This window comes from Kribbella sp. NPDC031520 (genome assembly GCF_055580825.1).
On the sequence record NZ_JBVIKS010000002.1, the window covers coordinates 687,202 to 705,680 of the forward strand.

17 protein-coding genes are annotated in these 18,479 nt (G+C 69.7%); 9 read left to right on the plus strand and 8 right to left on the minus strand.

The genetic code is table 11. The annotated features are described in order from the left end of the window. The first annotated feature begins 71 nt into the window (after positions 1–71). Complete coding sequence (locus ACZ5BU_RS12030) at positions 72–893, plus strand: helix-turn-helix domain-containing protein (protein ID WP_465699250.1); 822 nt, start codon at positions 72–74, stop codon at positions 891–893. 12 nt (positions 894–905) lie between these two features. On the opposite strand, the gene ACZ5BU_RS12035 is transcribed toward ACZ5BU_RS12030, so the two are convergent. Beyond that, positions 906–1,340 carry an organic hydroperoxide resistance protein gene (locus ACZ5BU_RS12035; RefSeq protein ID WP_465698019.1) on the minus strand — a complete coding sequence of 145 codons (435 nt, stop codon included), beginning with the start codon at positions 1,338–1,340 and terminating at the stop codon, positions 906–908. Between the two features lie 23 nt (positions 1,341–1,363). Then, entirely contained in the window at positions 1,364–2,317 is a 954-nt protein-coding gene (locus ACZ5BU_RS12040) for a quinone oxidoreductase family protein (RefSeq protein ID WP_465698021.1), read from the minus strand. Between the two features lie 51 nt (positions 2,318–2,368). Between ACZ5BU_RS12040 and ACZ5BU_RS12045 the strand changes: the two genes are divergently transcribed. Further along, positions 2,369–3,013, plus strand: coding sequence for a TetR/AcrR family transcriptional regulator (locus tag ACZ5BU_RS12045; RefSeq protein WP_465698023.1), 645 nt, complete (start codon positions 2,369–2,371; stop codon positions 3,011–3,013). Between the two features lie 33 nt (positions 3,014–3,046). Here ACZ5BU_RS12045 and ACZ5BU_RS12050 read toward each other — a convergent pair whose 3' ends face one another. The 4 genes from ACZ5BU_RS12050 to ACZ5BU_RS12065 all read right to left on the minus strand — a co-directional run bounded on the left by ACZ5BU_RS12050 (position 3,047) and on the right by ACZ5BU_RS12065 (position 6,633). Beyond that, the gene (locus ACZ5BU_RS12050; RefSeq protein WP_465698025.1) at positions 3,047–3,793 is read right to left on the minus strand and encodes a sulfite exporter TauE/SafE family protein; all 747 of its coding nucleotides are present in this window, start codon (positions 3,791–3,793) and stop codon (positions 3,047–3,049) included. A gap of 109 nt (positions 3,794–3,902) precedes the next feature. Then, positions 3,903–5,072 (minus strand): SPFH domain-containing protein, encoded by a 1,170-nt coding sequence (locus ACZ5BU_RS12055; RefSeq protein ID WP_465698027.1) that lies wholly within the window; start codon positions 5,070–5,072, stop codon positions 3,903–3,905. An 81-nt stretch (positions 5,073–5,153) separates the two neighbouring features. Beyond that, positions 5,154–5,672: an NfeD family protein gene (locus tag ACZ5BU_RS12060; RefSeq protein WP_465698029.1), complete on the minus strand. Its 519-nt coding sequence runs from the start codon at positions 5,670–5,672 to the stop codon at positions 5,154–5,156. Between the two features lie 178 nt (positions 5,673–5,850). After that, positions 5,851–6,633 carry an ABC transporter ATP-binding protein gene (locus tag ACZ5BU_RS12065; RefSeq protein ID WP_465698030.1) on the minus strand — a complete coding sequence of 261 codons (783 nt, stop codon included), beginning with the start codon at positions 6,631–6,633 and terminating at the stop codon, positions 5,851–5,853. 61 nt (positions 6,634–6,694) lie between these two features. Between ACZ5BU_RS12065 and ACZ5BU_RS12070 the strand changes: the two genes are divergently transcribed. The 5 genes from ACZ5BU_RS12070 to ACZ5BU_RS12090 all read left to right on the plus strand — a co-directional run bounded on the left by ACZ5BU_RS12070 (position 6,695) and on the right by ACZ5BU_RS12090 (position 12,372). Further along, a complete protein-coding gene (locus ACZ5BU_RS12070; protein ID WP_465698032.1) occupies positions 6,695–7,429 on the plus strand; it encodes a hypothetical protein in 735 nt (244 codons plus the stop codon). Between the two features lie 133 nt (positions 7,430–7,562). Next, the gene (gene serB / locus ACZ5BU_RS12075; RefSeq protein WP_465698034.1) at positions 7,563–8,780 is read left to right on the plus strand and encodes a phosphoserine phosphatase SerB; all 1,218 of its coding nucleotides are present in this window, start codon (positions 7,563–7,565) and stop codon (positions 8,778–8,780) included. Between the two features lie 28 nt (positions 8,781–8,808). Continuing rightward, positions 8,809–10,035: a phosphoserine phosphatase SerB gene (serB, locus tag ACZ5BU_RS12080; protein ID WP_465698036.1), complete on the plus strand. Its 1,227-nt coding sequence runs from the start codon at positions 8,809–8,811 to the stop codon at positions 10,033–10,035. Positions 10,036–10,068: 33 nt separating this feature from the next. After that, positions 10,069–10,947, plus strand: coding sequence for a GNAT family N-acetyltransferase (locus ACZ5BU_RS12085; protein ID WP_465698038.1), 879 nt, complete (start codon positions 10,069–10,071; stop codon positions 10,945–10,947). A gap of 66 nt (positions 10,948–11,013) precedes the next feature. Beyond that, positions 11,014–12,372 carry a glycoside hydrolase family 16 protein gene (locus tag ACZ5BU_RS12090; protein WP_465698040.1) on the plus strand — a complete coding sequence of 453 codons (1,359 nt, stop codon included), beginning with the start codon at positions 11,014–11,016 and terminating at the stop codon, positions 12,370–12,372. A 103-nt stretch (positions 12,373–12,475) separates the two neighbouring features. On the opposite strand, the gene ACZ5BU_RS12095 is transcribed toward ACZ5BU_RS12090, so the two are convergent. Further along, positions 12,476–13,462, minus strand: coding sequence for a hypothetical protein (locus ACZ5BU_RS12095; protein WP_465698042.1), 987 nt, complete (start codon positions 13,460–13,462; stop codon positions 12,476–12,478). 224 nt (positions 13,463–13,686) lie between these two features. On the opposite strand from ACZ5BU_RS12095, the gene ACZ5BU_RS12100 reads away from it, so the two are divergent. Continuing rightward, entirely contained in the window at positions 13,687–14,763 is a 1,077-nt protein-coding gene (locus ACZ5BU_RS12100) for a cyanophycinase (RefSeq protein WP_465698044.1), read from the plus strand. 9 nt (positions 14,764–14,772) lie between these two features. Beyond that, positions 14,773–17,571: a cyanophycin synthetase gene (gene cphA, locus ACZ5BU_RS12105; protein WP_465698046.1), complete on the plus strand. Its 2,799-nt coding sequence runs from the start codon at positions 14,773–14,775 to the stop codon at positions 17,569–17,571. A gap of 14 nt (positions 17,572–17,585) precedes the next feature. On the opposite strand, the gene ACZ5BU_RS12110 is transcribed toward cphA, so the two are convergent. Continuing rightward, entirely contained in the window at positions 17,586–18,443 is an 858-nt protein-coding gene (locus ACZ5BU_RS12110) for a hypothetical protein (RefSeq protein ID WP_465698048.1), read from the minus strand. Positions 18,444–18,479: the final 36 nt, after the last annotated feature.

Here is an 18,479-nt window from a genome sequence, read left to right on the forward strand (position 1 = left end):
GGGCGTGGGTCAGGGTGAGTGAGCAGGTGGCGGCAGGCGGCGGCGAGGGTGGTCCGACCGCGCTCCGCATCATGCTCGGTGGTCAGCTGCGGCGGATGCGTGAATCCGCCGGGTTCAGCCGCGCCGACGCAGGCTGGGCGATCCGCGCCTCGGAGTCCAAGGTGAGCCGGATGGAGCTCGGCCGGGTCGGGTTCAAGGAGCGCGACGTCAGCGACCTGCTCGAGCTGTACGGGATGGGCGACGAGAACGAGCGGGACCGGCTGATGGAGCTGGCCCGGGCCGCGAACAACCCCGGCTGGTGGTCCCGGTACGGCGACGTGCTGCCGTCCTGGTTCGCGAACTACGTCGGCCTCGAACTGGCCGCGACGATGATCCGGACGTACGAGGTGATGTTCGTCCCGGGCCTGCTGCAGACCGAGGACTACGCGCGCGGCGTGATCCAGCTCGGCAAGAACTTCCTGCCCGACGAGGACGTCGAGCAGCGGGTCGCGCTCCGGGTGCAACGCCAGCAGATCATCACCCGGTCGAACCCGGTCAAGCTCTGGGTGGTGATCGACGAGTCGGTGCTGCACCGGCCGGTCGGCGGGCCGGCCGTGATGCGGGCGCAGATCGAGCACCTGCTGGACTGGTCGCAGCGGCCGAACGTCACGCTGCAGGTGATGCCGTTCGAGCAGATCGGCTATCCCGGCGCGGGCGGCTCGTTCAGCGTGATGCGGTTCGCGGACAGCGACCTGCCGGACGTGGTGTACATCGAGCACGCGTCCAGCGCGCTGTACCTGGACAAGATCGAAGAGGTCGACGAGTACGTCGCGATCATGGAGGGCCTGACCATCGCGGCCGACCCGGTGTCCGCGACCGAGGGCGTCCTCAAGGACGCCCTGGCCCGGATGTGATCACGCTGTGGTTCAGGCGATCTGCAGGTCGACCTTGATGTTGCCGCGGGTGGCGTTGGAGTACGGGCAGACCTGGTGCGCCTTCGCAACCAGGTCCTCGGCGACCGCACGGTCCGCGACGCCCGGCAGGCTGACGACCAGCGCGACCTCGAGGCCGTAGCCGGTGCCGCCGTTGATCGCGCCGATCCCGACCTCGGCGGTCACGGTCGAGCTCTCGACATCCTGACGCTCCCGGCGCGCGACGACCTTCAGCGCACTGTGGAAGCAGGCCGCGTACCCGGCGGCGAACAGCTGCTCCGGGTTGGTGCCGTTGCCGGCGCCACCCATCTCGGCCGGCGGCGCGACCACGACGTCGAGCTTGCCGTCGTCGGTCGCGACCTTGCCGTCCCGGCCGCCGTGCGCGGTGGCCTTCGCGGTGTACAGAACCTTCTCAACAGCGATCGTCATAACTGGTTTCTCCTTGTGAATGTTCAGCGAGTGGGGTCGAGAACGAGCTTGCCGACGGTACGGCGGGCTCGCATGTCTTCATGGGCGGTAGCCACCTCGGACAGCGCGTATTCGCCGCCGACGATCGGCGTCAGTTTGCCGTTCGCGGTCAGGTCGAACAGCTCGGCCAGCGGACCGCCGAGCAGCTGCGGGTTCGCGAAGCAGTCGGCCAGCCAGAAGCCGGCGACGGTCTTCGAACCCTTCATCAGCCGGCTCGGGTCGAGCGGCGCGGCGGACTGCCGGGATGCGGCACCGAAGGTCACCAGCCGGCCGAAGCGGCCGAGCGCGGCGAACGACTCGTCGAACGTCGGACCGCCGACCATCTCGAGCACGATGTCGACGGGCTTACCGCCGTTCGCCTCGAGGATGCGGTCCTTCAGGCCTTCCGGCGTACCGTCGATCGCGGCGTCCGCACCGAGCTCGAGGACCTGCTTACGCTTCTCCTCGCTCGAGGCGGTCGCGATCACGCGGCCGGCGCCCCAGAGCTTCGCGAGCTGGACCGCGAGCGAGCCGACACCACCGGCACCGGCGTGCACGAGGACGGACTCCCCCGGCTGCAGGTGGGTGGACGTCTTCAGCAGGTGCCACGCGGTGGTGCCTTGCAGTACGAGCGAGAGCGCCTGGCCGTCGCTGACACCCTCCGGGACGTCCCACGCGTACGGCGCGTGCGCGACGGTCTGCTCGGCGTACCCACCGGAACCGACCAGCGCGACCACGCGCCGACCGTCGGCGGTGTGACCGACGACCTCGCCACCCGGGATCAGCGGCAGCTCGGTCTTGGACAGGTAGCTGTTCTCGACCTGGTGGGTGTCCGCGTAGTTGATGCCCGCGCGGTCGACCGTGATCAGGACCTGGCCGTCGCCGGCGACCGGCTCCGGGACGTCGCTGATCTTCAGGACCTCGGGTCCGCCGAACTCGGTGATCTGAATGGCTCGCATACACCGTACTATACACTGTACGTTAGAAGCCTTGAAGGGAGATGGGTCACAGTGGCGCGGACACCGCGGAACACGCTGAGCGCCGACCTGATCATGCGCACGGCGCTCGAGCTGATGGAGGCCAAGGGCACGGACGCGTTCAGTCTGCGCGGGGTCGCCGCCGAGCTCGGCGTCGGTCCGATGGCGCTCTACACCTACTTCCGGAACAAGGACGAGCTGTACGACGGGGTCCGGGACCACCTGATGTCCTTGCTGCCCGCCGTACCGGCCGATGTGCCGTGGCCGGACCAGGTGCGGTCGGTGTGCCGTTCATTGCGGCTGCTGATGCTGCAGCATCCTTGCCTTGCGCAACTACTGGCGGGCCGGCCGCTGAGCGGGCACGAGACGGCCCGGGTCGCCGAGGGGCTGCTCGGCGTACTGCGTTCGGCCGGCTTCGACCCCGAAACGGCGGCCCGCACGCACACGACCCTCTTCACGTACGTACTCGGCGCCACCACCTGGGAGATCCAGATGGCCGCCGAACGCCGCGACCCCGAGGCGTGGCGCCGGTTGCGCGCGACCATGGAGTCCCTGTCGGCCCGCGACTTCCCCTCGGTCGTCGAGCTCGCTCCCGAACTGGCGCGTACCACGGGCGGCGACGAACAGTTCGACTACGGCCTCGACCTGCTGCTGGCCGGACTCAGAACACCAGCGTGACGACCCTCCAAACTTTCTGTTCTTCGCTTTCCCTTAGAACACCAGCGTGACGATGGCGACGATCCCGATGCAGACGATCAACGCACGCAGGGCGATCGGCGGGAGCTTGCGGCCGTAGCGGGCGCCGACGAATCCGCCGATCGTGGAGCCGACCGCGATCAGCGCAGCGGCCACCCAGTCGATGTCGTGCACGATCACGAACAGGATCGCGGCGACCGTGTTGACGACCGTGGCGAGGACGTTCTTCAAGCCGTTCATCCGCTGCAGGTTCGAGTCGAGGCCGAGGCCGAGGATCGCCATCAGCAGTACGCCTTGCGCGGCCCCGAAGTACCCGCCGTACACACCGGTCGCGAACACGGCCGGGATCACCCACCACGCGCCGCGATGCTGGTGTGCGCCCACGCTGACCCACCGCGACAGCCACGGCTGGAACGCGACCAGCAGACAGCCGAGCAGGATCAGCACCGGTACGACGGCGTGGAACGCGGAGTCAGGCAGCGTCAGCAGCAGTACTCCCCCGACGATGCCGCCGGCCAGTGACGCCGGGACCAGCCGGATCATCCGGCCGCGCTGTCCTGCGAGCTCGCGGCGGTACCCGATCGCGCCGGCCGCCGTACCGGGCGCCAGACCGACCGTGTTGCTGACGTTCGCGAGCACCGGCGGGATGCCGACGGCGAGCAGGGCGGGGAACGTGAGCAGCGTGCCCGACCCGACCACCGCGTTGATCGTTCCCGCGCCCATCCCCGCCAGCAGGACGAACACCGCCTCGAACCATGTCATCGCCAAGAGACTTTACGCAGCTGTCCATGGCGGCGCAGATCCGTCCGGAGTCTGAACAGGAAAAACCCTCCTGGAATCTCGTCCAGGAGGGTTCTTCGGGAGCGTCGGGTCAGCGCTGCGGCGGTTGGGCAGCCGGGGGTTCGGCGGCCGGCGGTTGCTGCTGCGTCGACGGTGCCGGCGGCTCGACGGCCGGCATGGTCGGTGCGGCCTGGCCGCGGGTGCTGACGGCCGCGGACTCGGCGGCCGCGATCGCCTCGCGTACCGCGTTGTCGGCCTCGGCCACCGCGGCCGGAGCCGCCGAACTGTCGAGCTCCGTGACCTGGCCGTTGTCGAGCTCCGGCGCCTCCCAGTTGCCCTCGGCCTGCTTCGCGATCCCGGCCACCTGGCCGACCGCGGACCCCAGGCCCTTGAGCGCGTCGCCGATCTCGCTCGGGACGATCCACAGCTTGTTCGCGTCGCCCTGGGCGATCGACGGCAGCATCTGCAGGTACTGGTACGCGAGCAGACCCTGGTCCGGCTTGCCGGCGTGGATCGCGTTGAAGACCGTGGTGATGGCCTGCGCCTCACCCTGAGCCTTCAGGATCCGGGCCTGCCGCTCGGCCTCGGCGCGCAGGATGCGCGACTGCTTGTCACCTTCGGCGGTGAGGATCGCGGACTGCTTCTGGCCCTCGGCGGACAGCACGGCCGACTGCCGCATACCTTCCGCGGTGAGGATCGCGGCGCGCTTGTCCCGGTCCGCGCGCATCTGCTTCTCCATCGAGTCCTGGATCGACGGCGGCGGGTCGATCGAGCGCAGCTCGACCCGGTTCACCCGGATCCCCCACTTGCCGGTCGCCTCGTCGAGCACGTACCGGAGCTTCTCGTTGATCTCCTCGCGGGAGGTCAGCGTCTGCTCCAGGTCCATGCCACCGATGATGTTCCGCAGCGTCGTCATGGTCAGCTGCTCGATGGCCTGGATGTAGTTGGAGATCTCGTACGTCGCCCGCACCGGGTCGTTCACCTGGAAGTAGATGACGGAGTCGATCGACACCATCAGGTTGTCCTCGGTGATGACACCCTGCGGCGGGAACGCGACCACCTGCTCGCGCATGTCGATGGTGTAGCGCACCTTGTCGACGAACGGGGTCAGCAGGTTCAGGCCCGGCTGCAGGCCGGTCTTGAACTTACCGAACCGCTCGACGATGCCGACGGTCTGCTGCTGCACCACCCGGACGGATTTCACCAAGGTCACGATCACCACCAGGGCGACCAGTGCCAGGACTATGAGGAACGCGGTCACTCGACCCTCCACTCGGACGCTCGGACGGACAGTCTGCCGCCCTACCTCCGACACTACTGCGCGTAGGGGACCACTGAACGATCAGGACTGCGGCGGGTCCTGGGGTTTCGGGGGCTCGGCGTTGCCGAGCTCGTGGTGCAGGGGCTCGGCGACCGGGTACACGACCGCGGTCGCGCCGTCGATCGACATGACCTCGACGCGGGTGCCCGGGGCGATCGTCGAGATCTCGTCGTACGGGCGGGCGGTCCACAGCTCGCCGCCGAGCCGGATCGAGCCGCCGCCGTCGGGGTGGATCTCCTTCACCACCGTGCCGGTCCGCCCGATGACGTGCGCCGAACCGGTCTTGAGTTCCTGCCCGTGATGGATCTTCCGGACGATCATCGGCCGGATCGCACCGAGCATCGCGGCCGCCGTGATCAACCCGACGACGATCTGCAGCCAGAGCAGACCCGGGAAGAACGCGGCCACCCCAGCGGCGGTGAGCGCGCCGGCGGCCAGCATCAGCAAGGTGAAGTCGAGCGAGGCCAGTTCGGCCAGACCGAGGACGGCGGCGATCATCAACCACGCCGCCCACACGTTGTCCCGCAGCCAATCCATCATTTACCAAGCCTATCCGCGTCGGGGGCTTCCAGCAGATGTACGACGCGTCACCGCCCACTACCGCTCCCCCACTCCGACCGCCATTTCCCTGGCTGACCCACCAAATGCGGGGTTCCCCACCTTGGTTACGGGTGGAGAACCCCGCGTTTGCTGGGTGTGCCAGGCAAATGGGGCCGGGTCAGAGGGCGCGGGCGGTGTATCGGCCGTCCTCCTGCTTGAGGGTGAGGGCCAGGTCGAAGGTGTCGCTGAGGTTCTCGGCGGTGAGCGCCTCGTCCATCGGACCGGCGGCGACGACGCGGCCCTGCTTGAGCAGCAAGGCGTGCGTGAAGCCGGGCGGGATCTCCTCGACGTGGTGGGTGACCAGCACCATCGCCGGGGCGCCGACGGCGGTCGCGATCGAGCTCAGCGAGCGCACCAACTGTTCGCGACCCGTAAGGTCCAGGCCTGCCGCGGGCTCGTCCATCAGCATCAACTCGGGGTCGGTCATCAGCGCGCGGGCGATCTGCACCCGCTTCCGCTCCCCCTCGGACAGCGTGCCGAACGTACGGTCGGCCAGCTGTGCGATACCCAGCTCGGACAGCAACGCACCGGCGCGTGCGTGGTCGAGCTCGTCGTACTCCTCGATCCAGCGGCCGAGAACGGCGTACGACGCGGAGACGACGACGTCGGACACCCGCTCGCTCTTCGGCAGCCGGTCCGCGAGCGCGGCGCTGGTCAGCCCGATCCGCGGGCGCAGCTCGAACACATCGACCGCGCCGAGCACCTCGCCGAGCAGCCCGGCGACACCGGACGTGGGGTGCACCTGCGCGGCCAGAATCTGCAGCAGCGTGGTCTTTCCGGCACCGTTCGGACCGATCACCACCCACCGGTCGGCCTCGTCGATCGTCCAGTCGATCCCGTCGAGCAGACGCGAGTCCCCACGAACGACCGAAACCCCGGCCAGCTCCACCACTGCAGTCATGGTCAAAACCTAAGGGGTCGCCGTTGGCGGCCGGTGGTCGGGTGGTGCGAGACTTGCGGGCGTGTTGACGACCTCCGCCTCGGTCCGGTTCACGGTCTGGACGAACGCGATGCTCACCGGCGCCTGCGATCCCGACACCGCCGCGCAGAAGATCCTCGGCGACGACGTCGGTCACCACATCGCCGGACTGGCCGGGCACCCGGAACCGGCCACGCTGCCGGTCGCCCTGAACCTGTTGCGGGCGGCGGGTACGACGCAGGCGCATCTCGCGTTGCCGGTACCCGGCGATCCGATCGGACTGGCCGGTCCGCCAGCGTTCAACGAGGCGGCGCTGGAGACCGGGGAGGCCGTCGTACTCACCGGACCGGAGATCGGGCTCGTGCCGTCGTACGTCGGTCCGGCCGTCCAGTGGGCCGTGCTGCCGGCGGCCAGCCCGCTGCCCGCGGACTTCGGCGAGGCGGACCGCGGTCTGCGGCTGGCGCTGATCGACGCAGCGGAGTCGCTGGCGGCGCTGGACGTCGCCCGGTGGAAGCCCGAGGTGGCGGACGCCCTGATCGACATCCGCAAGATCGGCCGCGGAAGCGGCGACGACCTCGCCCCCGGCTACGACCCACGCGCGGTCAAGGCCGCGGCAACCGCCCGCCGCTGCCTGGCGATCGCAGACGCGGCCCTTGAGGACGACGGCGCGGCCGTCACCGGCGCGGAAGCCGACGCCCGCCGCCGCACCCTCCTGGAACTGGCCGCCGCAGCCCGCCGCGCTCTGGTCGCCGCCTGCGCCCCACCCGGTCACGCCTGACCTCCGACCTCATCCACCGCGCTGCCTCCCACCACCCCGCCGCCCGTTCCCACCCGGCGGGGCGTCCGGTTCATGTTTGAGATTTGGACCGGTAACTGGACAGTCATTTCATTTGGGTAGCGTTCGGTACGAGATGACTGGACTCGGCGAGGTGGAGAAGACGGCGGACGAGCGCCCGACGTTGCTGGTGACGTTGACGGGGACGGACCGGCCGGGGCTGACGTCCGCGGTGCTGTCCACGCTCGCGACCCGCGGGCTCGACGTGATCGACGCCGAGCAGGTCGTCCTGCGGGGCCGCCTGGTGCTCGGCGTCCTGCTGACCGCGCCGCGCGACCACAGGGACCTGAAGGAAGAGCTGAAGGCGCTCGCGAACGTACTCGACGTCGACATCTCGGTGAAGAAGGGTGTCGGCGACAACGAACCCCGCCGCAAGGGCCGCAGCCAGGTGACGATCATCGGTCGCCCGCTGTCCGCCGGCGGGCTGGCCGCGATCGCCGGCCGGATCGCCGACACCGGCGCGAACATCGACCGGATCAGCCGGATGGCGCGCTACCCGGTGACCGCGATGGAGATCGCCGTCTCCGGCGTCGAGCCCGAGGCACTGCGTACCGTCCTCGCCCAGGAGGGCGTCCGGCAGCGTCTCGACATCGCCGTCCAGGACGGCGGGCTGTACCGGCGGGCCAAGCGGCTGATCGTGATGGACGTCGACTCGACGCTGATCCAGGGCGAGGTCATCGAGATGCTCGCCGCCCACGCCGGCCGGCTCGAGGAGGTGGCCGGCGTCACCGAGAAGGCGATGCGCGGCGAGCTGGACTTCGCCGAGTCGCTCACCCACCGGGTCGCCGCGCTCGAAGGTCTGCCCGTGTCGGCACTGGACGAGGTGTACGACGCGATCGAGCTGGCGCCGGGTGCGCGGACGTTGGTACGGACGCTGAAGCGGCTCGGGTACCAGTTCGCGATCGTCAGCGGCGGGTTCAGCCAGATCACGGACAAACTCGCCGCCGAACTCGGCATCGACTACGCGAAGGCGAACGAGCTGGAGATCGTCGACGGCAAGCTCACCGGCCGGGTCGTCGGCGAGATCGTCGACCGGCCCGGCAAGGCGACCGCGCTGCGCGAGTTCGCGGAACGCTCCGGCACACCGCTGACCCAGACCGTGGCGATCGGTGACGGCGCCAACGACCTCGACATGCTCGCCGCCGCCGGCCTCGGCGTCGCGTTCAACGCCAAGCCGGTCGTCCGCGCCGCCGCCGACACCCACCTGAGCGTCCCGTACCTGGACACCATCCTGTACCTCCTCGGCATCACCCGCGAGGAAGTCGAAACCGCCGACAACGAGTTCCCGACCTGACCCTGCCGGGCCCCTACGATCCGTGATCGTGACTGAACCCTCCGATCGGCGACCGCGGACGGTCACCGTCACCGGGCCGAACCTGCCGATGGTGCCCTCGACAGTGCTGAAAGCCTTCACCGCCGAGGGTCTGAGCCCGACCGGTCTGAACCACATGGCCGTCGGTGACCGGCTGATGTTCAGCCTGCAGGTCGAGGGACACGAAGGCCGGATCCAGAGCGCACTCGACCGCCTGGACCTTGGCGCGGACTTCACCGTCGACGTGTCGGATCACCGCGTCGATCGTGCTGGAGAACGCAGCCGCGTGACCGTCTTCGGCCGGCAGTTGAGCCCGGAAGGCGTCGCCGCGATGACCGGTCAGCTCGCCGGCGCCGGTGGGCGGTTCGATCGGATCCGGCCGCTGGCCGCTGACAACGCGGCGTACCAGCTCGACGTGTCCGGGGTCGACGCGGACACGATCCGCCGGGTGGTCCGCGGTCTTCCCGAGCTGGACGGGACCGATGTCGCGGTCCAGCCGGGCGCTCCGGCCGGGAAGCACCTGATCGTGCTGGATGTCGATCAGACGTTCATCCAGGACGAGGTGATCGAACTGCTGGCCGAGGAAGCCGGCACGCTTGAGCTGGTCAAGGAGATCACGGAGCGCGCCATGCGCGGCGAGCTCGACTTCGAGGAGTCCCTGCACGAACGGGTCGCTCAGCTCAGAGGGCTGGACGAAGGTGCGTTCGACCGGGTGTACGACGAGATCACGCTCACGCCAGGCGTCCCGGTGATGGTGCTGACCGCGCAGGCCCACGGCGACGAGATCGGGTTGATCAGCGGTGGGTTCACGCAGATCACCGACCGGCTCGCGGAGGACTACGGCATCAAGAAGGAGTACACCGCCGCGAACACCCTCGAGGTCGTCGACGGCAAGCTCACCGGCCGGGTGACCGGGCCGGTGATCGACCGCGCGGCGAAGGCGACCAAGCTGCGGGAGTTCGCGGAGCGCGCGCACATCCCGATGGAGAACACGATCGCGATCGGCGACGGCGCCAACGACCTCGACATGATCCAGGCGGCCGCGGTCGGGATCGCCTTCCACGCCAAACCGATCGTGCGCGACGCGGCCCCCGCAACCATCACCCCACGCGACATGCGCCCGGTCCTCTACATCCGAGGCATCCCCCAGCACCAACACGCACAACCCGTACAACCTCCGGCAGCAGGCACGCACAGGACCAACCGGCCGAGCACCAGAGACAGCCTGCACCGCTGATCCAGCTGAACCGCGGTGGGCGATGATGGCCGGATGACCTCTTCCTTCCGCCCCGCCACGCTCGACGACGCGCCGGGGATCCACGCGATCATCGCCGCCAACGAACAGCGCTGGCACGGGCAGGTGCAGTCGGTGCCGGACGCGGTGGCTGCTGATCTGCAGCGGCCCCTGATCACCCTCGACCTCGACACGCGAGTCGTCCTCGAAGATGGTGAGGTTGTTGCCTGGGCCTGGGTGCACGGTGGCCGGCGTGCGCAGCTCGACGTACATCCGTCGTACGTCGGCCGTGGTCTGGGGACCAAGTTGCTCGACTGGGCGGAAGCGCGGGCCCGCGAGCACGAGAGCGACTGGCTCGCGCAGACGGTCGACGATGCGGATGTCGCCGGGACGAAGATCCTGACCGAGCGTGGGTACGAGGTACTCGCCACCAACTGGCTGCTCGAGCGTCCGGTCGACGGAGACGAGCCGGTGTTGCCCGACGGCGTCACGCTCCGGCCGTTCGAACAGGCCGACGCGCACGTGGTGCACCAGGTCGTCCAGGACGCGTTCGACGAGTGGCAGCCGCGGCGGCACGAGTACGAGGAGTGGGCCGGTACGAGCATCGAACGCGACAGCTTCGACCCCGAACTGTCGCCGGTCGCGGTCGCCGGTGACGAGATCGTCGGCGCCGTCCTCAGCCTGGAGCTCCCCGACTCCCCCGACGGATACGTCGACCAGGTAGCCGTACGGCGCGACTTCCGCGGCCGCGGCCTCGCCCGCGCGCTGCTGACGTACACCGCCCTCGGAGCAGGCCGCCGCGGCAAGGAGACGCTGACGCTCTGGACGCACTCCGGCACCGGCGCCCTCGCGATGTACGAGCGCCTCGGCATGCGCGTACGGCGCAGTACGACCGTCTACCGCACGAAGCTGTGACGCGCTGTTGACACGGGACGGTGAGAGCGCTCTCATAGACCTCATCCACCGCCCCTGGAGGTCGACATGCGTATCCGCCCCATCGCACTCGCCCTGGTAGTCCCACTGCTCGCCGTCGTCTCGGCCGGCGTCGCCGCACAGGCCAGCGTGCCGCCGCCACCGACCGGCTGGACGACGGTCTGGAGCGACGACTTCGACGGGCCCGGCGGCAGCCTGCCGTCGAGCTCGAACTGGATCATCGACACCGGCCACGGCTACCCGGGCGGTCCCGGGAACTGGGGCACCGGCGAGATCCAGAACTACACGAACAGCCCGGACAACCTGTCCCTGGACGGCGCCGGGAACCTACGGATCACCCCGCGCCGGGACGCGGCCGGCAACTGGACGTCGGCACGGATCGAGTCCCAGCGCGCCGACTTCAAGCCGCCGGCCGGCGGAGTGCTGGCGATCGAGAGCCGGATCCAGATGCCGAACGTCACCGGCGACGCCGCGCTCGGTTACTGGCCGGCGTTCTGGGCGCTCGGCTCGCCGTACCGCGGGAACTACTGGAACTGGCCGGGCATCGGCGAGTTCGACATCATGGAGAACGTCAACGGGATCGACTCGGTCTGGGGCGTACTGCACTGCGGCGTGAACCCCGGCGGCCCGTGCAACGAGACCACCGGCCTCGGCGCGAACCGCGCGTGCCCCGGCTCGACCTGCCAGTCCGCCTTCCACACGTACCGCTTCGAGTGGGACACCTCCGTCTCACCGAACCAGCTCAGGTGGTACGTCGACGGGCAGCAGTTCCACTCGCTCAGCCAGAGCCAGTTCCCGGCCGACACCTGGTCGAACATGACGTCGCACGCCGGGTACTTCGTGCTGCTCAACCTCGCGATCGGCGGTGCGTTCCCGGACGCGCTGAACGGCCCGACGCCGCGCGCGTCGACGGTCCCGGACAAGCCGATGGTGGTCGACTACGTCGCGGTCTCCTCCAAGGGCGGCGGCGGTACGACGGCTCCCCCGCCCGGCGGCTCCTCGGCGTACGGAACGTTGCAGGCGGAGGCGTACAACCAGCAGTCGGGTATGGGCCTGGAGACCACGACCGACACCGGCGGCGGCCAGAACCTGATGCAGATCGGCAACGGCGACTGGGCGCAGTACCGCGGCATCGACTTCGGCAGTACTGCGGCCACGCAGTTCGTGGCCCGCGTCGCATCCGGAGCCGCGGGCGGGGTCAGCGGGCTGGCAGAAGTACGCCTGGACAGCCGTAGCAACGCCCCGATCGGCAGCTTCGCGATCGCCAACACCGGCGGCTGGCAGTCCTGGCGAACCGTCCCCGCCAACCTGTCCGCCGTCACCGGCATCCACGACGTCTACCTGACCTTCACCAGCGGCCAACCAGCCGACTACGTCAACCTGAACTGGTTCACGTTCGGCCACTGACCAACTTTGAGAAGCCACCAACCACGATTGCGCGTTGAGAATGGTCGGTGGCTTCTCAAAGTTGAGGTGACAGGGGTACGACGATGTGGGTGGCGCGGGTGAGTTAGGCGGCGTGGAGGTAGTGGGCGGGGTCGCGCGGGTCGGGGGCGCGCCAGATCGGCGGGTCGCCGGGGCGGGATCTGCCCCTTCCGAAGGCGGCGCGCAGGCGCGCGATCAGGTCCGAACGAGGATCGAGGACGTCCTCCCAGCCGAAGTGCACGAGCTCGACTGCTCGATCACTCAGCCGCTGATCACGCCGGTGACCGCGGCGCAACTGCCGGCGCCGTTCCTCGGGGCTGTCGCTGTCGTACTTCGCAAGACCGTCGGCTTCGCCGATCGTCCGGAACTGCGGCCACCAGAAGTCCACGCGCTCGGGCATCCACGTGCGGCCGTCCCAGAACTGGGCCTGGAGGCTCGGCACGGGCAGGCCGGCGATGGCGAAGACCGCCCGGGCTATCGACTCGAGTACCGACTCGGCGCGCGGATCGCCGAGGCCGATCGTGGTCCGGGCCCGCCGCATGCCCGGCCATTGGAACTGGCACTCCAGCACACTGTCGAGGTCCGCGCGGGACAGGCCTCCGCGCAACGCGTGGTCGACGGTCACGATCGCCTCGGGGAAGGGCAGAGTGCGAGCGAGGTCCACCACAGTCCTCGCCGTGCTGGTGACCGGCAACCACAGGTGCCTCGCCACATCGGCCGGCTCCAGGGTCGCTCGCCGTACGACGATGTTCTCGCGCCGCTGGTTCCGCTTGGCAGTGGCCGGCCGCGTCAACCACACAGCATCGGCGGGAGGCGCCGACCGCCGCCGGCTGTCCGTCCAGGTGCGAAGCCCTGCCAGCCGGGCCGCGCTGAAGTGACTCACGACCGAGCCGGGGTGCAGCGCCTGTGCGCAGGCGATCCGGGCGAGCTCCTCGTCCACCCGGCCGTCGATGTAATGCCCGTGGTGATGCTGCAGAGCCTGCCTGCGCAGGAGCCGTCGCAGGTCGGAGTCCCGCAAGCCGACGTCGAGCAGGACTCCCCGCCCTTGCGGCGTCCGCACGAGCTCCAGCACCCGATCCCGAACTCCATCACCCAACCGATCCACCCCACCACGATGCCCCAACCCCCACCCCGCCCGCCTCCCCAGACACCACCCTGTGGACAACTCCCCCCGGGGGCCTGCCCGACTTTGAGAAGCCACCAACCACGATTGCGCGTTGAGAATGGTCGGTGGCTTCTCAAAGTTGGGGAACGGCGGTGGTGGGTGGGTGGGGTGGAGGACTTATTCTTCGGCTTATGTCTGAACTGCAGGGTGGGCCGGGTGCCCTGTTCGCTATCGGTGGTGCCGAGGACAAGCTGAAGAAGCGGACGGTGCTGCAGGAGTTCGTCGAGGCGGCCGGTGGGTCCAAGGCGCGGATCGTCGTGGTGCCGACGGCGTCCGCGCTCGGGCCTGATGTCATCGACGTGTACCGCGCGCTGTTCGCCGCCCTCGGCGCCGAGAGCGTGGTCGGCGTCCGTCCGGAGAACCGGGAGGACGCCGACGACCCGGCCTTCATCGCCCCGCTGAACGACGCCACCGGCATCTTCATGACCGGCGGCAACCAGCTCAAGCTCGCCGGTGTCGTCACCGGTACGGCGTTCGGCCGTGCGGTGACGGCTGCCCACGCCCGCGGTGCGGCGGTCGGTGGTACGTCGGCCGGCGCGAGCATCCTGGCCGAGCACATGATCGCGTTCGGGCGCTCCGGTGCGACCCCGCGGCAGCGGATGAGCCAGCTGTCCGGCGGGCTCGGCCTGGTCCAGGGCGCGATCGTCGACCAGCACTTCGCCCAGCGGAACCGGTACGGCCGGCTGTTGTCGCTGGTCGCGCAGTCCCCCGGCCTGCTCGGGATCGGCGTCGACGAGGACACCGCGGCCGTGTTCCGCGGTTCGCACCTCGAGGTCGTCGGCCGCGGTGCCGTGACGATCTTCGACGGCACCCGGATCACGTCGAACGCCCACAACGCCCAGCGATCCGAGCCGATGCTCGCGTCCGGTGTCGTCCTGCACGTCCTCCCGGCGACGGCGACGTTCGACCTACAGGACCGTGTACTGCTGTCGTACGGCAAGCAGCCGCCCGCGACGGAGATCGCGGTGATGCAGGCGGCGGAGGCGGATCTTCGCAAGCTCGCCAAGGAGATCGCCGCCGAGGGAGTGTCACCGAAGTACTACGCGGAGCGGAAGCGGCGCGAGGGCCGCCGTACGTCGAAGAAGTCCGCGGCCGCCGGGGAGTCCAGACCGGAGGCGACCGAGCCCCTGAACAGACCAACACAGGCGGCCGGCGCCGACTCGCAGCACCCCGCAGAGCTCCCCGACCGCACGCAACCAGGACAGTGACCCCACCGTATGACCACTGGCACCCCGTCCCCTGACCTCAAGATCATCGAGACCCGCGTCTACCGCGGCCCGAACGTCTGGAGCTACGACCCCGCGATCCACCTGGTCGTCGACCTCGGCTCGCTCGAGCAGTTCCCGTCGAACACCATCCCCGGCTTCACCGAGCGGCTGCTCGCCGACCTTCCGCGCCTCGACCAGCACCACTGCTCGCGCGGCCGCAGGGGCGGCTTCATCGAGCGGCTGCACGAAGGCACCTGGCTCGGCCACATCGCCGAGCACGTGTCGCTGCAGCTGCAGCAGGAGGCCGGCCACGACATGCGCCGCGGCAAGACCCGGCAGGTCAAGGGTTCGCCGGGCGTCTACAACATCGTCTACGCGTACGCCGACGAGGCGGTCGGGCTCGCCGCGGGAGAGCTCGCCGTACGGTTCGTGAACAACCTGGTCCAGCCGGACCCGGCGTTCGACTTCACCACCGAGCTGGAGAAGTTCATCAAGCAGGCCGAGCGGACCGCGTTCGGCCCGTCGACGCAGGCGATCGTGGACGAGGCGGTGTCCCGCGACATCCCGTGGATCCGGCTGAACAAGGCCAGCCTGGTGCAGCTCGGGCAGGGTGTGCACGCGAAGCGGATCCGGGCGACGATGACGTCGGAGACCGGGTCGATCGCGGTCGACGTGGCCAGCGACAAGGACCTGACCACGCGGCTGCTCGCGTCGGCCGGTCTGCCGGTACCGCGGTCGGAGTCGGTCCGGACCGTCGAGCAGGCCGTCAGCGTCGCGCACAAGATCGGCTACCCGGTCGTCTGCAAGCCGCTCGACGGCAACCACGGCCGCGGAGTCTGCCTGAACCTGCAGAACGCGGACGCGGTCCGGGAGGCTTTCCCGATCGCAGTCGAGCAGTCCCGGCGCGGCTTCGTGATCGTCGAGAACTTCGTCACCGGTAAGGACTACCGGTGCCTGATCATCAACGGCCGGATGGAGGCGATCGCGGAACGCGTACCCGCGCACGTCGTCGGCGACGGCGTCCACACGGTCGCCGAACTCGTTGACATCACCAACGCCGACCCGCGCCGCGGTGTCGGGCACGAGAAGATCCTGACCCGGATCACGATCAACAACGCCGCCCGGCAGCTGGTCCGTGACCAGGGCTTCGAGCTGGACGACGTACCGCCCGAGGACGTGATGGTGAAGCTGACGCTCACCGGCAACATGTCCACCGGCGGGATCTCCATCGACCGGACCTGGGAGGCGCACCCGGAGAACGTCGAGATCGCCGAGGAGGCGGCCCGGATGATCGGGCTGGACATCGCCGGTATCGACTTCATCTGCCCGGACATCACCCAGCCGGTGCGCGAGACCGGCGGCGCGATCTGCGAGGTGAACGCCGCGCCGGGCTTCCGGATGCACACCAACCCGACGATCGGCGAACCGCAGTACATCGCGAAACCCGTGGTGGACATGCTGTTCCCACCCGGCGCGACCAGCCGGATCCCGATCGTCGCGGTCACCGGTACGAACGGCAAGACCACGACCTCCCGGATGATCAGCCATGTCTTCAAGGGCCTCGGTCGCAAGGTCGGGATGACCTCGACCGACGGCATCGTGATCGACGAGCGGCTGGTGATCCGGCAGGACGCGTCCGGCCCGAAGTCGGCGCGGATGGTGCTGCAGAACCCGCGCGTCGACTTCGCGGTGTTCGAGGTCGCGCGCGGCGGGATCCTCCGCGAGGGGCTCGGGTACGAGCGGAACGACGTGGCCGTCGTGCTGAACATCCAGCCGGATCACCTCGGGATGCGCGGGATCGAGACGCTCGAGCAGCTGGCCGACGTGAAGGCGGTGCTGGTCGAGGCCGTCCCGCGGACCGGGTACGCCGTCCTCAACGCCGACGACCCGCTGGTGCGGAAGATGCGGCGGAAGTGCTCGGGGCAGGTCGTCTGGTTCAGCATGGCCGAGCCGGGCAGCGAGGTCCGCGACTACATCGAGGGGCACTGCCGGCGCGGTGGCCGCGCGGTCGTCCTGGAGCGGTCGGACCTCGGCGACATGATCGTCGTGAAGCACGGCCGGCGGTCGATGCAGCTCGCGTGGACACACTTGCTGCCGGCAACGTTCGGCGGGCGGGCGATGATGAACGTGCAGAACGCGATGGCGGCGGCCGCGGCGGCGTTCGCGGCCGGTGCGCCGCTGCACGACATCCGGCAGGGCCTGCGGACGTTCAGTACGTCGTACTATCTGTCGCCGGGCCGGTTGAACGAGATCGACGTCGACGGGCGCACCGTGATCGTCGACTACTGCCACAACGCGCCCGCGATGCGGATGCTCGGCGACTTCGTGGACCGGATCGGCGAGAGCCTGAGCGCGTCCTCGGAGCTCGGGCGGCCGTCGCGGATCGGCGTGATCGCGACCGCGGGCGACCGGCGCGACGACGACCTCCGCGAGCTCGGTGAGGTCGCGGCGCTGCACTTCGACGTGGTCGTCGTCCGCGAGGACGCCCGGTTGCGCGGACGCAAGCGTGGCGAGTCGGCCGATCTGGTCGCGGCCGGCGTCCAGGCCGCGATGGACGCCGGTGCGCGCTGCCGCCGGGTCGACATCGTGCTCGACGAACTGGAGGCCGTACGGTTCGCACTCGGCCTGTCCAACCCGGGTGACCTGGTCGTGCTGTGCGTCGACCAGCACCAGTCGGTCCTCGCCGAGCTCGAATCGGTGTCGCACCTGGCCCAGGCCGGCGCGCGCTCCGGCGACGAGGGCGGCGACCCGGACTTCGTCCAGCCCGACGAGGAGCCCACCGAGGACCCCGCCCGGGAACTTTCCTGAGGCGGGGGCCTAGGTCAGACGCTCTCCTCGGCCGACCGGCGCGGGAGCAGCCGGCGGCGGGGTTCGACCTCGTCGATCCAGTCGAGGTCGTCAGACAGTACTGCGTCGTTGGACCGGTCGGCGTACGGGTCCGGAGGCGGCGGTGGCGGCGGGAGTGCCCGCAGCTTGAGCGCGGTCATCGGGATCGCCAGCAGTACGCCGGCCACCATCCACGGCCAGTACTCGCGAAGCAGCGGCGCGAAGGCCTGGAAGAACGCCTCGGTCGACGCGTTGCCGACCGCGTCCATCGGCTTGCCCGACGACTGGCTGACCAGCCGGATCGACTCGACCGCCGCGAAGCACACCAGGTAGAACCCGGTCAGCGGGATCCACGAGCTCACCGACCGCCAGCCGCGTTTCCAGCAGGCGATGTACAGCAGCAGGGCCAGCCCGGCGCCGACCAGCAGCCCGTTCAGCTGCCAGCTCCACCGCCACTCGCCGAGCTGCTCGGCCGGCCGCAGCGCGTACCAGGCGACCGGCAGCGCCAGCGCGAACGCCGCCACCACCGAACTCCGGGCGCCGATCGCACCGAAGAACGCTCCGACGGCAGTTGCCACCAGCAACGTGATCAGCAGGTCGTGCACCCCGAACGACGTCCCGGTCGCCCACCACATGCCCGCGGCAACGACCAGCACCACCGGTACGGCGATCCGGATCCGCCCGATCAGCAGCCCCGCGAGCACGCCGCCGGTGAAGCCGCCGAGCACCAGCAGGTCGATCCGCGGCGGCACGAAGTACGTCGTACCGTCCGGAAGTCCCTTCAGGTACGTCGCGGAGAAGCCGCCCACGAACCAGGCGACCACCGCGGCCGGGATCGACCACAGGTAGCGCATCACAACCCCGTTCCCACCCCAGCGGGCGGACCGTCG

What these genes read in the sequence shown, in the direction of transcription:
- ACZ5BU_RS12030 (WP_465699250.1), top strand. Translation starts at nt 72, where the DNA reads ATGCTCGGTGGTCAGCTGCGGCGGATGCGTGAATCCGCCGGGTTCAGC.
- ACZ5BU_RS12035 (WP_465698019.1), bottom strand. Translation starts at nt 1,340, where the DNA reads ATGACGATCGCTGTTGAGAAGGTTCTGTACACCGCGAAGGCCACCGCG.
- ACZ5BU_RS12040 (WP_465698021.1), bottom strand. Translation starts at nt 2,317, where the DNA reads ATGCGAGCCATTCAGATCACCGAGTTCGGCGGACCCGAGGTCCTGAAG.
- ACZ5BU_RS12050 (WP_465698025.1), bottom strand. Translation starts at nt 3,793, where the DNA reads ATGACATGGTTCGAGGCGGTGTTCGTCCTGCTGGCGGGGATGGGCGCG.
- ACZ5BU_RS12060 (WP_465698029.1), bottom strand. Translation starts at nt 5,672, where the DNA reads ATGATGGATTGGCTGCGGGACAACGTGTGGGCGGCGTGGTTGATGATC.
- ACZ5BU_RS12065 (WP_465698030.1), bottom strand. Translation starts at nt 6,633, where the DNA reads ATGACTGCAGTGGTGGAGCTGGCCGGGGTTTCGGTCGTTCGTGGGGAC.
- serB (WP_465698034.1), top strand. Translation starts at nt 7,563, where the DNA reads ATGACTGGACTCGGCGAGGTGGAGAAGACGGCGGACGAGCGCCCGACG.
- ACZ5BU_RS12085 (WP_465698038.1), top strand. Translation starts at nt 10,069, where the DNA reads ATGACCTCTTCCTTCCGCCCCGCCACGCTCGACGACGCGCCGGGGATC.
- ACZ5BU_RS12090 (WP_465698040.1), top strand. Translation starts at nt 11,014, where the DNA reads ATGCGTATCCGCCCCATCGCACTCGCCCTGGTAGTCCCACTGCTCGCC.
- ACZ5BU_RS12100 (WP_465698044.1), top strand. Translation starts at nt 13,687, where the DNA reads ATGTCTGAACTGCAGGGTGGGCCGGGTGCCCTGTTCGCTATCGGTGGT.
- cphA (WP_465698046.1), top strand. Translation starts at nt 14,773, where the DNA reads ATGACCACTGGCACCCCGTCCCCTGACCTCAAGATCATCGAGACCCGC.
- ACZ5BU_RS12110 (WP_465698048.1), bottom strand. Translation starts at nt 18,443, where the DNA reads ATGCGCTACCTGTGGTCGATCCCGGCCGCGGTGGTCGCCTGGTTCGTG.